General features: G+C 67.3%; 14 protein-coding genes. 8 read left to right on the forward strand and 6 right to left on the reverse strand.

The features are described 5' to 3' along the window. The 3 genes from VER16_RS13755 to VER16_RS13765 are packed head-to-tail and all read left to right on the forward strand — an operon-like array spanning position 1 to position 2,699. Entirely contained in the window at positions 1–1,290 is a 1,290-nt protein-coding gene (locus VER16_RS13755) for an alpha/beta hydrolase (protein WP_324809041.1), read from the forward strand. Beyond that, positions 1,287–1,880: a hypothetical protein gene (locus VER16_RS13760; RefSeq protein WP_324809043.1), complete on the forward strand. Its 594-nt coding sequence runs from the start codon at positions 1,287–1,289 to the stop codon at positions 1,878–1,880. Before VER16_RS13755 ends, VER16_RS13760 begins: the two co-directional genes overlap by 4 nt. Positions 1,881–1,889: 9 nt before the next feature. Next, positions 1,890–2,699 carry a M15 family metallopeptidase gene (locus VER16_RS13765; RefSeq protein ID WP_324809045.1) on the forward strand — a complete coding sequence of 270 codons (810 nt, stop codon included), beginning with the start codon at positions 1,890–1,892 and terminating at the stop codon, positions 2,697–2,699. 140 nt (positions 2,700–2,839) lie between these two features. Here VER16_RS13765 and VER16_RS13770 read toward each other — a convergent pair whose 3' ends face one another. From VER16_RS13770 to VER16_RS13785, 4 genes are all read right to left on the reverse strand, one after another. Continuing rightward, a complete protein-coding gene (locus VER16_RS13770; RefSeq protein ID WP_108768161.1) occupies positions 2,840–3,211 on the reverse strand; it encodes a DUF423 domain-containing protein in 372 nt (123 codons plus the stop codon). Between the two features lie 101 nt (positions 3,212–3,312). Beyond that, positions 3,313–4,386 (reverse strand): SRPBCC family protein, encoded by a 1,074-nt coding sequence (locus tag VER16_RS13775; RefSeq protein WP_324809047.1) that lies wholly within the window; start codon positions 4,384–4,386, stop codon positions 3,313–3,315. Positions 4,387–4,619: 233 nt separating this feature from the next. After that, positions 4,620–5,261: a response regulator gene (locus tag VER16_RS13780; protein ID WP_108748925.1), complete on the reverse strand. Its 642-nt coding sequence runs from the start codon at positions 5,259–5,261 to the stop codon at positions 4,620–4,622. Beyond that, entirely contained in the window at positions 5,261–6,454 is a 1,194-nt protein-coding gene (locus VER16_RS13785; RefSeq protein ID WP_324809052.1) for a sensor histidine kinase, read from the reverse strand. Before VER16_RS13785 ends, VER16_RS13780 begins: the two co-directional genes overlap by 1 nt. A 151-nt stretch (positions 6,455–6,605) precedes the next feature. On the opposite strand from VER16_RS13785, the gene VER16_RS13790 reads away from it, so the two are divergent. From VER16_RS13790 to VER16_RS13810, 5 genes are read left to right on the forward strand one after another with little or no spacing between them, the layout of a single operon-like run. After that, positions 6,606–7,202 carry a GNAT family N-acetyltransferase gene (locus VER16_RS13790; RefSeq protein ID WP_324809054.1) on the forward strand — a complete coding sequence of 199 codons (597 nt, stop codon included), beginning with the start codon at positions 6,606–6,608 and terminating at the stop codon, positions 7,200–7,202. 8 nt (positions 7,203–7,210) lie between these two features. Then, the gene (gene minC / locus VER16_RS13795) at positions 7,211–7,993 is read left to right on the forward strand and encodes a septum site-determining protein MinC (protein WP_324809055.1); all 783 of its coding nucleotides are present in this window, start codon (positions 7,211–7,213) and stop codon (positions 7,991–7,993) included. Positions 7,994–8,028: 35 nt separating this feature from the next. Continuing rightward, positions 8,029–8,838 (forward strand): septum site-determining protein MinD, encoded by an 810-nt coding sequence (gene minD / locus VER16_RS13800; RefSeq protein WP_108755675.1) that lies wholly within the window; start codon positions 8,029–8,031, stop codon positions 8,836–8,838. Positions 8,839–8,840: 2 nt separating this feature from the next. Next, the gene (gene minE, locus VER16_RS13805) at positions 8,841–9,101 is read left to right on the forward strand and encodes a cell division topological specificity factor MinE (RefSeq protein ID WP_053516176.1); all 261 of its coding nucleotides are present in this window, start codon (positions 8,841–8,843) and stop codon (positions 9,099–9,101) included. 47 nt (positions 9,102–9,148) lie between these two features. Then, positions 9,149–9,628 carry a hypothetical protein gene (locus tag VER16_RS13810; RefSeq protein WP_324809060.1) on the forward strand — a complete coding sequence of 160 codons (480 nt, stop codon included), beginning with the start codon at positions 9,149–9,151 and terminating at the stop codon, positions 9,626–9,628. A gap of 362 nt (positions 9,629–9,990) precedes the next feature. Here the strand turns inward: VER16_RS13810 and VER16_RS13815 are convergent, their stop codons facing one another. Together VER16_RS13815 and VER16_RS13820 are read right to left on the reverse strand one after the other, a co-directional pair. Then, positions 9,991–11,214, reverse strand: coding sequence for a DUF819 domain-containing protein (locus VER16_RS13815; RefSeq protein ID WP_324809062.1), 1,224 nt, complete (start codon positions 11,212–11,214; stop codon positions 9,991–9,993). Between the two features lie 131 nt (positions 11,215–11,345). Next, complete coding sequence (locus VER16_RS13820) at positions 11,346–13,424, reverse strand: S9 family peptidase (RefSeq protein ID WP_324809065.1); 2,079 nt, start codon at positions 13,422–13,424, stop codon at positions 11,346–11,348. Between the last annotated feature and the right edge of the window lie 97 nt (positions 13,425–13,521).

Here is a 13,521-nt window from a genome sequence, read left to right on the forward strand (position 1 = left end):
ATGCGCCTGCGCCCCTCCCTGTTCGCCGTCGCACTGGCCGCCTTCAGCGGCGGCGCCCTCGCCGCCGAGCCGCAGCAGGTGGCCTCGCAGCTGCTGGACCATCTGCAGGCCGGGCGCATGGCCGAGGCCGAAGCCATGTTCACCCCGCAGATGGCCGCCGCTGTCCCCGCCGGGAAGCTGCAGGGGCTGTGGCAATCACTGGGTGAGCTGAAACAGCGCGGCACCGCCCACAGCAGCGAACAGCAGGGCGTGCATCTGGTGGAAGTGCCACTGCAGTTCGCCAGCGGCGCGGTGATCGCCCAGGTGGCGGTGGACGCGCAGGACAGGATCGCCGGGCTGATGCTACGCCCTGCCCCGCCGGCCAAGGCAGCACCGCCGCCGGCCGACGCCGATTACGCCGAGACGGATTTCAGTGTCCCGCAGGCGCGTGGCGCATTGCAGGGCACGCTGGCCCTGCCGAAGGGCAAGGGGCCGTTCCCGGCGGTGCTGCTGGTGCATGGCTCGGGCCCGCAGGACCGTGACGAAACCATCGGCGCCAGCCGCCCGTTCCTGGACATCGCCCGTGGCCTGGCCGCGCAGGGCATCGCGGTGTTGCGCTATGACAAGCGCACCTTCGCCCGCCCGCAGGATTTCCAGAGCGGCACCTTCACCGTCGATGACGAAACCACCGACGACGCGGTGGCCGCTCTGGCGGCACTGGCGGCCAACCCGCACATCGATGGCCGCCGCGTGTTCGTGCTCGGCCACAGCCAGGGCGGCATGCTGGCCCCGCGCATCGCCAGCCGCTGGCCACAGGCACGTGGCGCGATCCTCTGGGCGGCACCGGCACGCACGCTGCTGGAACTGCTGCCCGAGCAGAACCGCTACCTGCTCAGCCTGGACGGCGGTATCAGTGCGCCGGAACAGACCTTCCTCGACAAGCTCGACGCACAGATCGCCGCCGCCCGTGGCAGCGCACCGGTCGCCGCCAGCGAACTGCCGCTGGGCGTGCCGCAGAGCTTCTGGAAGAGCATCGAAGCGGTCAACGCACGGGCAGATGCAAAGGCACTGCACAAGCCCCTGTTGATGCTGCACGGTGGCCGCGACTTCCAGGTGCCCGATGCGGACTGGCAGCTGTGGAAGCAGGCGCTGCAGGGCCGCAGGGATGTGCAGTGGCAGGCCTACCCGGCCCTCAACCATATCGGCGTGGCCGGCAGCGGCCCCAGCTCGCTGAAGGAATACGCCCAGCCCGGGCACGTCGACCCGGCGCTGATCGCCGATGTCGCGCACTGGGTGGAGGCACAGCGATGAGCGGCAGCGATCCGCGTACGTTCGACATTGCCGAAAGCTCGCCGCTGCGCGTGCTGTGGATCCTCGGTCCGGTGCTGGTGGTCTTTGCTCTCTGTGTCTGGGCCGAACTGAAGGACGCGCCCGCCGATGCGCCATGGATGGAAATCACCCTGTCGCCGCCGTTCTTCCGGATGTGGGGCAGCGCGGCCTGGAGCCTGGCCACGCTGGTGCTGATCGGTGCGGGCCTGGGTGCCGCGTTCTTCCGCCGCCGGGTCAGCCTGGCGGGCGATGTGCTGGACGTGCGCTCGACCCTGTACCGTCGCCGCACGCCAGTGGCGCAGATGCAGCTGGACCAGGCCGAGGTGGTCGACCTTGGCCGCGACCGCCGCTATGGCCTGCGCATGAAGACCAACGGCTACGCGATGCCGGGCTTCTACTCGGGGCACTTCCGCCTGCAGGGCGGCAGCAAGGGCTTCGCCCTGGTCACTGATCGCCAGCACACGCTGGTGATTCCAGTGCGCGGCGGCAGCACCCTGCTGCTCAGCCTGGACCGGCCGCAGGCCCTGCTGGACGCGCTGCGCAAGGTGGCTGGCACCACGCCACCGCAGTAAGCTGCGGGCATGCACCGTCATGCCCCCCTGCTGATCAACACCGAGGCCGTGGAACTGTGGCCGGCCGCCCTGCTGCGTGCGCGCAGCAACCTGGATGCGCGCCTGCTGGCGCGTGCGCGCTGGGTGCTGCGGCGCAAGCGCGATGGCCGCTACCTGGCCGCGGTGCTGCCACAGGGCGTGCATTCGCTGGTGCCGCACCTGCCGCGCGAACCCGGTGTGGAGGACGCGCTGACGCTGCTGGACGGCGGCGCCAATGCGCGCCCGTTTGCAGCGCCCCTGGACGCGCAGTGGCTGCCGCTGGCCGGCCTGCAGCAGCGCCTGCAGCAGCTGGGGCTGGATGCGCAGGACTACGCGCAGGCCAGCGGCCTGGCGCTGGAAGCCGAACCCTGCGTGCTGCATTTCGCTGGCCGTGACCGCTTCGGCCGGCCGCTGTGGCTGCGTCGCGGTGCCGCGCAGGGCTGGCGTCGCATGCGCGTGCACGCTGCGCGCGATGGCATCGCTCTGGATGCGATTTCCGGCTTCCGCAGCCACGCCTATCAGCTGGGCATCTTCGAACGGAAGCTCGCGCGCGGCCTGGGCGTGGCCGAGATCCTCAAGGTCAACGCGGCGCCGGGGTTCAGCGAACACCACAGCGGCCATGCACTGGACATCGGCACGCCGGGCGATGCACCGGCCGAGGAAACCTTCGAGGCCACCGACGCGTTTGCCTGGCTGCAGGCGCACGCGGGCGCACACGGCTTCAGCCTCAGCTACCCACGCGACAACCCGCACGGCATCGTCTACGAGCCGTGGCACTGGTGCTGGAACGGCTCACGCTGACCCGGCGCGGCATGGACGTCCTGTAGAGCCGAGCCCATGCTCGGCTCCTTCGCTGCGCCGATCAAAAGCAGCCGAGCGCAGGCTCGGCTCTACACGGCGCCCGCTGACCCGGTACCCGGCGGCCGTAGTCGCACCAGCGTTCAGCGCCTCAGCGCGTTGATCGCCAGCAGCACCCAGCCTGCCATGAGCGTGGTGCCGCCCACCGGCGCCAGGCGCGTCGGCCATTGCCACAGCGCCGCACCGGCCAGGCTGCCGGAGAACAGCAGCACGCCCAGCAGCAGCACATACAGCCCCAGGTGGGCGATCGCCCCCTGTGCGCGCGGGCCCAGCGCCAGCAGCACCGCGCCGTGGGCGAAGGCATACAGCGCGGCCATGTTCAGATGCTGCTGGGCCAGCGGATCGGCCACGCCGTGCGCCGCATAGGCGGACAGGCCGATGGAGGCCGCTGCCAGCAGTGCCCCCAGACAGGCCAGCAGGGAAGGCTTACGCGCGCGTCGTTCCGGATTGAACATGACTGCTCCTTGCGCAGCACCCCGCAGGGCGCAGATCAAAAAAAACGCGCCGCAGGAAGCGGCGCGTTTTCGTATCCAGCACTACATGGGTCAGCCGAGGCTTACTTGACGGCCCAGTAGATGTCGTAGGTACCGTCCTGGGTGAACGACTTGTCCAGACCGCCATTCCAGGATTCGTACGGACGATCGACCACTTCCGAACCGTTGGTCACAGCCCAGGCACGCAGTGCGTTGCGGGCGATGTCCAGGCCAGCCATGTGACCGGTGTAGGCCGCGTGGGCCGAGCGGTGCGGAGCAACGCGGACGTACTTGACCGGTGCACCACCGTCGATCTTGACGCTGAGTTCTTCAGCGGCGGTGCCTTCGGTACCCTTCTTCTTCACCGGCTGGGCGATGTCGAAGGCGTACTTCTCAGCACCGAAATCGGTGGTGATGATGCGGAACGGGCCAGCGGCTTCGAGACCATTGGCCTCCATCACGCGCTTGATCCACTCCTGGTTGTCCTTGATGGACTTGGTGATGGTGTCCTGGCCGCGGTCGACGTTACCGGCGTTGACGACCAGCAGGTCTTCGGCCGGCACTTCCACGATCGCCAGATCGGTCAGCGGGGCTTCGGCGGTGCGGTAGTCGACGTTCGGCACGGTGGCCAGCATGTTCGCCATGCGCGACAGACCCATCTTGATGTCATCGCCGATCTGGCGGCTGACATACAGGCCGGCGTAGCGGCCGAACAGGTCGAAGCCGTACTTCACCGAGTAATCCTGGGTGATCTTGACGTTACGGCCACCCTTGCCGGTCGGCTCCAGGGTGAAGGTGGTCACCTTGTCGTGGCCCTTGGTCGGGTCTTCGACGGCGATCACAACACGCTTGTTCTCTTCCGACTCGGTGATCTTCCAGGAACCGTTGCCCAGGTCCTTGGAGGAGAAGTCGAGGGTGGCACCGACGCCGGAGGCCGGGCCGGACAGCTTCAGGTCAACGGCGGGATCGCGCAGTACCAGCGGGTTCCAGTCCTTGAAGCGGCGCAGGCTGTTGACCGTGTCGTACACGATCGTCATCTTGCGGTTGGTCTCGATGCTTTCGGTGATGTGACGCTCGCCCGGCAGACAGACGCCAATAATGACGAACAGGCCAGCCACGATCCCCAAGGCGATCAGGAACTCGATAATACGGGTCATTCAGAGAGTCTCCGGGGCCGATCCCACGGCCGGGTTGATTGAAGCGAAGCGCCAATCCTAGCAGGCTTCGCAGGCATTGTTTATCGGATTGGCGCACCGGTTTCCGTGCCGGCTGCGTATTTGTATGGACAAAGATTTTGAAGGGTAACGCATCCAGCCCCCCGGGATGTAGGGGGGCGCCCTGCCCTGTCGCCCGGAATTTCATCCAAGCCTTTGTCGCAGAAGGATTTTTCTCAGACCAACTGAAGTTCGAACGCCTTCAGGACGGCGCGGGTGCGGTCGCGCACCCCGAGCTTGGACAGGATGTTGGACACGTGGTTCTTGATGGTCCCTTCGGCGACCCCCAGCGAATTGGCGATCTCCTTGTTGGAGAAACCGCTGGCCATCAGCCGCAGGATCTCGGTCTCGCGGTCGGTCAGCGGGTCCGGGCGGTCCAGGCTGACGAAATCGTTGCGCATGTGCTCCAGGCCCGACAGCAGGCGCTGGGTCACCGCCGGCTGCACCAGCGAGCCGCCATCGGCCACGGTGCGGATGGCACCGACCAGCTGCTCCAGGGTGACGTCCTTGAGCAGGTAGCCCTTGGCGCCGGCCTTCAGCCCGGCCAGGACCAGCTGGTCGTCGTCGAAGGTGGTCAGGATGATGGTCGGCGGCAGCTGTTCCTGGCGCGACAGCACCTGCAGCGCTTCCAGCCCGGACATCACCGGCATGCGCATGTCCATCAGGACCACGTCCGGACGCACCTGCGGCACCAGCTCGACGGCCTGGCGGCCATCGGCGGCTTCGGCCACCACTTCGATGCCGTCGTCGAGCGCCAGCAGGGAGCGGATTCCCTGCCGCACCAGGGTTTGGTCATCGACCAGGCAGACGCGAATCATCAACGCACTCCTTCAGGAACCTCGGTGAGGGCCGCCAGTACCGTCGCCGGTACCGTGGCCCGCAGGCGGAAGCCTTTGCCGGGGTGGGTGTCCACCTGCAGCTGGCCGCCACATTGTTGCAGGCGTTCGCGCATGCCGCGCAAACCATTGCCCACATTGACCATTTCCGCGCCGACCCCATCGTCGTTGGCTTCCACCACCACGAGGCCCGGCGCCTCACGGTACACCCGGATCCACAGGTGGCGGGCCTGCGCATGGCGCACGGCGTTGGTGATGATCTCCTGGGTGCAGCGCAGCAGCACGTGGGCGCGCTGCGGGTCTTCCACGTTCAGCGGCTCCTCCACGTCCAGCACGATGTCCAGCGAGGGCACGTTCTCGGTGAGCGGGCGCAGCGCCGCGGCCAGGTCGATGGCGCCGGTCTCGCGCAGCTGGCTGACCACCTCGCGCACGTTGCCCAGCAGCAGCTTGGCCAGGGTGTGCGAGCGCTTGACGTGTTCCAGGGCCTGGCCGCTGGCCAGGTGCCCGGCCACTTCCAGGTTCAGGGTCAGCGCGGTCAGCTGGTGGCCCAGCACATCGTGCAGCTCGCGCGAGATGCGGGTGCGCTCGTTGACCCGCGCGCTCTCGGCCAGCAGGGCGCGGGTCGCACGCAGTTCGGCATTCAGCCGGCGCTGCTCGTCACGGGCCTCGGTCTGCTGCCGCGCCACCAGGCTGGTCACGAAGATGAACATGGAAAAGCCGCCGTACAGCAGCGACTGCATGACCGCCTCGAACAGCGGGAAGCGCAGCAGCATGTAGTAGACCGGCGCCACCGCCAGCTGGCTGACCAGCAGCCACAGCACGCCCAGCCGTATCGAGAGCATCCACGGGATGACGCCGGCGGCGACCATCATCAGGATGCTGCCCAGGCCCGAGCCGCTGAGGAAGCTGACCCCCAGCGCGGACACCGTGAGCAGCAGCAGCAGGCCACGGTCCAGCCAGGTGGTATGGCTGTCGCTGCGCAGCGCGCGGGTCAGCCAGTAGTAGGCGGCCCCGAAGGACAGGTAGGACAGGAACAGCAGCACCGCCCAGCCGCCCATGTCGGCACGGGCATGCAGGTTCTCGAACTGCGAATAGGCCAGGGGCAGGCCGACCATGACCCAGGTAAACAGGCCGGCCAGGCGCAGGACACGTGTATGGCTGAGGGCTCCCAACATGCCAGCACTCTACGGTTGAACCGCGCCTGCTGCACTCCCACGGAAGTCATGCCTGCCGGTTCCCCTGTTCATGCCGCAGCCCGCCCCGGGCATGCAATAATCGTGCGCAGGGTCCGTTGATGGACCAACCGCGTTACCCCACGGAGTCACAATGTCGATTGTCATCCGCGACGTGCGCGAGCACGAGCTCGATTCCGTCCTGGCGTTGAACAACAATGCTGGCCTGGCCATCCTCCCGCTGGATGCCGCGCGCCTGCACCTGTTCTACGAAACCGCTGAGTACTTCCGCGTCGCCGAGCGCGACGGCAACCTGGCCGGCTTCCTGATCGGCTTCGGCAGCGACAGCCAGCACGACAGCAGCAACTTCGCCTGGTTCAAGCAGCAGCTGGACACCCCCTTCTTCTATATCGACCGCATCGTGGTCGCCAGCCGCCGCCGCGGCGGTGGCGTCGGCCGTGCGTTCTATGCCGATGCGCAGAGCTTTGCCGAACTGCGCTACCCGCAGATGACCTGCGAGGTGTTCCTGGACCACGGCGCCGACGCCGCCCTGCTCTTCCATGGCAGCTTCGGCTTCCGCGAGCTGGGCCAGAACACCATGCCGCACGTGGACGTGCGGGCCAGCATGCTGGCCAAGGAACTGTGCAGCTACCCGTGGGTGAAGGAAACCTACGGCGGCAAGCTGCCGGACGTGACATGGGCGCGTGACCGGCAGCTGCCGGTACAGGCACAGCGGCCGACGGGGACCTGAGCGTGGCGGTGAATTTCGATTACGAACAGGCCGGTGAACTGAAGATCGGCCAGGTGGGCATCGCCAACCTGCGCATCCGTACCCTTGATGTCGAACGCCTCGTGCAGGAAATGCAGGAACGCGTGAACCGGGCACCGAAGCTGTTCGGCCGCGCGGCGGTCATCCTCGATTTCGGCGGTCTGAGCCAGGTGCCCGACGTGGCCACCGCGCAGGCGCTGGTGGACGGCCTGCGCAGCGCCGGCGTGCTGCCGGTGGCGCTGGCTTACGGCACCTCGGCGGTCGACCTGCTCTCGCAGCAGCTGGGCCTGCCGTTGCTGGCCAAGTTCCGCGCGCAGTACGAACGTGCCGAGGCCGAACCGGCCCCACCGCCGCCGGCGCCCGCGCCGCGCCGTGCGGCCAAGGCCGAGCCTGCACCGGCACCGGCCGCACCGGTCGGCAAGGCGGCCGATGCCGCCGCGCCGCAGCCGGGCCGCATGCAGCTGGGCAACGTGCGTTCGGGCCAGCAGCTGTATGCGGAAAACTGCGACCTGACCGTGATGGCCACCGTCGGCGCAGGCGCCGAGGTCATCGCCGACGGCAGCATCCATATCTACGGCACCCTGCGCGGCCGCGCGCTGGCAGGGGCCCAGGGCAACACCGCGGCACGCATTTTCTGCCGCGATTTCCATGCGGAACTGGTCGCCATTGCAGGCCACTACAAGGTACTGGACGATGTGCCGGACAACCTGCGCGGCAAGGCCGTGCAGGTGTGGCTGGAACAGGACCAGATCAAGATCGCTGCGCTGGACTGACGCAGCCCACAAACAGAATCATCAGGAGAAGTCCTTTGGCTGAAATCATCGTAGTCACCTCCGGCAAGGGCGGCGTCGGCAAGACCACTTCCAGCGCGAGCCTGGCCTGCGGCCTGGCACGGCGCGGCAAGAAGGTGGCCGTGATCGACTTCGACGTCGGCCTGCGCAACCTCGACCTGATCATGGGTTGCGAGCGCCGCGTGGTGTACGACTTCGTCAATGTCGTGCACGGCGAAGCGACCCTCAAGCAGGCCCTCATCAAAGACAAGCGCTTCGACAACCTGTACGTGCTGGCTGCCTCGCAGACCCGCGACAAGGATGCGCTGACCCAGGAAGGCGTGGGCAAGGTCCTCAAGGACCTGGCAGCCGACGGCTTCGACTACATCATCTGCGACTCCCCGGCCGGCATCGAGAAGGGCGCCTTCCTGGCGATGTACTTCGCCGACCGCGCCGTGGTGGTGGTGAACCCGGAAGTGTCCTCGGTGCGCGACTCGGACCGCATCATCGGCCTGCTGGATTCGAAGACCCACAAGGCCGAATCAGGCCAGAACGTGCCGGCCTTCCTGCTGCTGACCCGCTACACCCCGGTGCGCGTGGAAAGTGGTGAGATGCTGAGCATCGCCGACGTGGAGGAAGTGCTGGGCCTGAAGGCGATCGGTGTCATCCCCGAATCGGGCGATGTGCTCAATGCCTCCAACAAGGGTGAGCCGGTCATCCTGGACGTGGAATCGGCGGCCGGCCAGGCCTACGACGACGCCGTCGCGCGCATCCTCGGCGAAGAACGCCCGATGCGCTTCACCAACGTCGAGAAGAAGGGCTTCTTCAGCAAGCTGTTCGGAGGGTAAGCATGGGCCTGTTCGATTTCCTCAAAGCGAAGAAGACCACCGCCGAAACCGCGAAGAACCGCCTGCAGATCATCATCGCGCAGGAACGCAGCCATCGCGGTGGCCCGGACTACCTGCCGCTGCTGCAGCGCGAGCTGCTGGAAGTGATCAAGAAGTACGTCAACATCGACGTCGACGCGGTGAAGGTCGACCTGGTGAAGGATGGCCAGCACGATGTGCTGGACATCTCCGTGGCGCTGCCTGAAGGCCCGGAAAAGCCCTGACCCCCTGCCCCGCCCGTGCCTGCATGGGCGGGGCAGTGTGACCCCGCATGACCGACACCGCACCCGAACCGAACGTCACCCGCGTCGGCGATATCGCCTTCGCCGATGCGCAGCGCCTGCTTGCCGCGCATGACCTGTGCCTGCACCACGTGGCGGCCGGGCAGCCGATTCCCGGCAGCTACTGGGGTGAACCCGAGGCCGGGATCATCGCCAGCGACGTCTATGTGCGCGACGACACGCCGGTGCATTCGATGCTGCACGAAGCCTGCCACCTGATCGTGCTGCCGCCGGAGCGGCGCGCGCAGGTGCATACCGACGCCACCGATTCGGTGCCCGAGGAAGATGCCACCTGCTACCTGCAGATCGTACTGGCCGGGCAGCTGCCCGGCGTGGGCAGCGACCGGCTGATGGCCGACATGGATGCGTGGGGGTATACGTACCGGCTGGGGTCGACCCGAGCATGGTTCGAGCAGGATGCCGAGGACGCGAAGGCGTGGTTGATCGAACGCGGGTTGCTGCAGGCGTAAAGCCGCAGGTGCGGTCGGCCATGGGCGCGTGGCTACGCGCCGAACCTTGCGGCGCCCCTCTTTTCACTCGGCGCGGTTCGAGCAGGATGCCGAGGACGCGAAGGCTTGGTTGATCGAACGCGGGTTGCTGCAGGCGTAAAGCCGCAGGTGCGGTCGGCCGTGGGCGCGTGGCTACGCGCCGAACCTTGCGGCGCCCCTCTTTTCACTCGGCGCGGTTCGAGCAGGATGCCGAATACGCACGGGCGTGGTTGATCGAACGCGGGTTGCCGGTGGCGTGATGCCCTGTGAACCGGGGTCAGATCCCCGGCGCCGTTGGTAGGTGCGGACCTTGGTCCGCACCCTCCACGCATGGCGTGGATCTACTACGTGGCCAGCGCGCGCAGGGTGATGCCGACGATGTAGGCCAGGTACGTGCCCGTCGCATAACCCATCGTTCCCAGCAGCACCCCCACCGGCGCCAGCGCCGGATGGAACGCGGCGGCCACCACCGGCGCCGAGGCCGGGCCACCGATGTTCGACTGCGAACCGATGGCGAAATAGAAGAACGGCACCTTCAGCAGCTTGCCCAGGCACCACAGCAGGGCGATATGCACGGCGATCCAGATGATGCCCAGCAGGAACAGCCATGGGCGGTCCAGCAGCGCCAGCAGGTCCATCTGCATGCCGATGCAGGCAATCAGGAAGTACAGCAGCAGCGAGCCCAGGCGCGAGGCGCCCGCGCCTTCCAGGGTGCGCGCACGGGTGAAGCTCAGGCTCAGGCCCAGCGTGGTCGACAGCACCACCACCCACACAAACGGCGCATCCAGGCTGAACTGCGAGGCCCAGCTGACGTTGTCCTTGAACCACGCCGCCAGCGGCGCGCCGATGGCGTGCGAAAGGCCGACGCCGCCGAAGGCCACCGCCACGATCAGCATCAGGTCGGTCAGGCTGGGAATGCGCTCGTGCTCGGCCTGGAAGCGCGCGATGCGCTCCTTGAGTTCATCGATGGCCGAGGTATCGGCGCCACTGCGCGCATCGATCTTCGCTGCGCGCCCGGCCAGGAAGATCAGCGCGGCCATCCACACATAGCCCACGCCGACATCGACCACGGCGAACTGGCCGAAGGTGGTGGCGTTGACATCGAACACTTCGCGCATCGCCAGCATGTTGGCGCCGCCACCGATCCAGCTGCCGGCCAGTGCCGCCATGCCGGCCCAGGTGTCGCCGGCCACGGTATCGGGATGGATCGCGCGCATCACCAGGAAGGCCACCACCGCGCCGAGCATGATGCTGGCCGAGGCACCCAGGTACATCAGCACCAGCTTTGGGCCCAGCCGCAGGATGCCCTTGATGTCCACCGCCAGGGTCAGCAGGATCAGCGCCGCCGGCAGCAGGATGTCGCGTGCGATGGGGTTGTAGAGCGTGGTGTTCTGCCCGTCGATGAGGCCGACGGTGTTGTAGATGCCGGGAATGAGGTAGCACAGCAGCAGGGCCGGCACGAAGGTGTAGAAGCGCTTCCACGCACCCTGTTCGCGCGAGGCGGTCCAGAACACGGCGCCGAGGGTGGCGGCGATCAAACCGAAGACGACGATGTCGTTCTGGATCATGCAGGCGCTCTGGGTACGGGGTCGGATCCCTTTCGCCACGCGAAAGGGCTCTGACCCCAGGGACGGTCAATGACGGGGTCGGAGCCCTTCCGCGGTGCGGAAGGGATCCGACCCCTTGGCGCTGGACCGGCTTATTCGCCGATGTGCTGCTTCAGCCAGGCGTTGACGGTGTCATGCCACAGGATGCTGTTGTTCGGCTTCAGCACCCAGTGGTTCTCGTCCGGGAAGTACAGGAACTTTGATTCGATGCCCTGGCGCTGGGCGGCAGTGAACGCGGCCAGCCCCTGCTCGACCGGAATGCGGAAGTCCTGCTGGCCATGGATGACCAGGATCGGCTTCTTCCAGTCGGCCACGTGGTTGACCGGGTTGAACTTCTCAAAGTTGGCCGCCTTCTCGTACGGCGTACCGCCCTGCTCCCACTCGGTGAACCACAGTTCTTCGGTGGCGTACCCCATCATGCGCTGGTCGAACACGCCGTCATGGTTGACCAGGCACTTGAACGGGCTGTTCCAGTTGCCGGCGATCCAGTTGACCATGAAGCCGCCGTAGCTGGCGCCCAGGGCGCAGGCCTTGTCGCCGTTGAGGAAGGAATACTTCTTCAGCGCCGCGCTCCAGCCCTTCTGCAGGTCTTCCAGCGGGCGGTCGCCCCAGTGCTGGCTGATCGCATCGGTGAAGGCCTGGCCGTAGCCGGTGGAACCGTGGAAGTCGATCATGACCACGGCATAGCCCTGGCCGGTGTAGGTCTGCGGGTTCCAGCGGTAGCTCCAGCCGTTGCCGAAGCTGCCCTGCGGGCCGCCGTGGATCAGGAACGCAACCGGATAGGACTTGCCTTCCTGGTAGTTGTGCGGCTTGACCACGTAGCCGTGCACGGTGTCGTTGTTCCAGCCCTTGAACTCGAACTGTTCGAAGTCGCCGAAGTTGACGTCCTTCAGCACCTCGCCGGCGGCCGGGGTCAGCGCGCGCAGCTCGCCGATCGGCTGGCCGGCGGCCGGCAGCATGCCGACCAGCACCTGGTCGTTGCTCTTCAGGCTGTTGCGGGTGATGGCCACGCTGTTGCCGGCCACGCTGACCGAGGACACGGTGCCATCGCCGATGACCTTGGTGGCCTTGCCGCTGGCCACGTCGATCTGGAACAGCGGGTGCTCGCCGAGGTCGTCAGTGGTGGTGTAGATGCTGGCGCCATCGGCGGACAGGGTGATCTCACCGGCCGAGCGGTCCCACTGCGGGGCGATCTCGCGGGCCTTGCCGCTGGCCAGGTCCATCGCCATCAGGCCGAAGCGGTCCGCTTCAAAGCCGGGGCGCTTCATGGCGCGGTAGAACAGGGTCTTGCCGTCAGCGCTGAACACCGGGCCGGCATCCCAGGCCGGATTGGCAGCGGTCAGGTTGACCGGCGCCTGCTTGCCGGCGGCATCGAAGCGGTACAGGTCGAAGTTGGTCGACCACGGTTCCTGCTTGCCGGCCACGCGGATGCTGGCGACCACGCTGGCGCCGTCCGGCGACCAGGTGAAATCGTCATTGCCGCCGAACGGCTTGGACGGTGCGTCGCCATCGATGGTCGCGCTCAGCGCCGAGGCGCCCTTCACCGGGCCGGCCTTGGCCGCCGGCAGCGGGGCCACGAACAGGGTGTTGCGGCGGCCATCGTTCCAGGTGTCCCAATGGCGCACGAACAGCGAATCGAAGACCTTGCCGCTGGCCTTGGCGTCGGCCACGTCCTTGAGCTTCTTCCCGGTGCAGGCCAGATCCGAGGCACAGGCCTGGAAAACGCCGGCGCTGAACAGCACGCGGTCGTCCTGCGGCGAGACGTGGTAGCTGTCCACGTCCACCGGGAAATCGGTCAGCTGGCGCGGGGTGCCGCCGCTGAGGGCCTGTGCGTACAGCTGCTGGCTGCCGTTCTTGGCACTGAGGAAGTACACGGTCTGGCCGTCGGCCGAGAGCGAGGCCGAGTTGACGTTCCAGCCGGCCGGGGTGATCTGCTTCGGCGGGGCCGCATCGCGGGTGCGCAGGTTGCGCGCGAACAGCGCGGTGCTGGCCTTGAGGTTGGCATCGGTGCTGCGCTTGGCAAACACCACGGTGCCACCGTCAGCGGTCAGGACCGGGGCGGAGACGCGATCCATGGCCACCATGTCGCGGACTTCCAGGCCACGGGCAGCGGCGACGCTGGGCAGGGCGGCCAGCAGGCTCAGTGGCAGCAGGGCATGACGCAGTTTCATCGGGATCTCCGCAGGACGGCAAAAAACCGATGGTAGGCCCGTGCAGGCGGGGCTGCCAAGGCCATCGGTCATGGCCGCCCGGGCGGGTTCGCCGCGC

The organism is Stenotrophomonas sp. (assembly GCF_035634915.1).
In the GTDB taxonomy this organism is placed as follows: domain Bacteria; phylum Pseudomonadota; class Gammaproteobacteria; order Xanthomonadales; family Xanthomonadaceae; genus Stenotrophomonas.

Coding starts and splice junctions, on each gene's coding strand:
- VER16_RS13755 (WP_324809041.1), top strand. CDS start 1: ATGCGCCTGCGCCCCTCCCTGTTCGCCGTCGCACTGGCCGCCTTCAGC.
- VER16_RS13760 (WP_324809043.1), top strand. CDS start 1,287: ATGAGCGGCAGCGATCCGCGTACGTTCGACATTGCCGAAAGCTCGCCG.
- VER16_RS13765 (WP_324809045.1), top strand. CDS start 1,890: ATGCACCGTCATGCCCCCCTGCTGATCAACACCGAGGCCGTGGAACTG.
- VER16_RS13770 (WP_108768161.1), bottom strand. CDS start 3,211: ATGTTCAATCCGGAACGACGCGCGCGTAAGCCTTCCCTGCTGGCCTGT.
- VER16_RS13775 (WP_324809047.1), bottom strand. CDS start 4,386: ATGACCCGTATTATCGAGTTCCTGATCGCCTTGGGGATCGTGGCTGGC.
- VER16_RS13780 (WP_108748925.1), bottom strand. CDS start 5,261: ATGATTCGCGTCTGCCTGGTCGATGACCAAACCCTGGTGCGGCAGGGA.
- VER16_RS13785 (WP_324809052.1), bottom strand. CDS start 6,454: ATGTTGGGAGCCCTCAGCCATACACGTGTCCTGCGCCTGGCCGGCCTG.
- VER16_RS13790 (WP_324809054.1), top strand. CDS start 6,606: ATGTCGATTGTCATCCGCGACGTGCGCGAGCACGAGCTCGATTCCGTC.
- minE (WP_053516176.1), top strand. CDS start 8,841: ATGGGCCTGTTCGATTTCCTCAAAGCGAAGAAGACCACCGCCGAAACC.
- VER16_RS13810 (WP_324809060.1), top strand. CDS start 9,149: ATGACCGACACCGCACCCGAACCGAACGTCACCCGCGTCGGCGATATC.
- VER16_RS13815 (WP_324809062.1), bottom strand. CDS start 11,214: ATGATCCAGAACGACATCGTCGTCTTCGGTTTGATCGCCGCCACCCTC.
- VER16_RS13820 (WP_324809065.1), bottom strand. CDS start 13,424: ATGAAACTGCGTCATGCCCTGCTGCCACTGAGCCTGCTGGCCGCCCTG.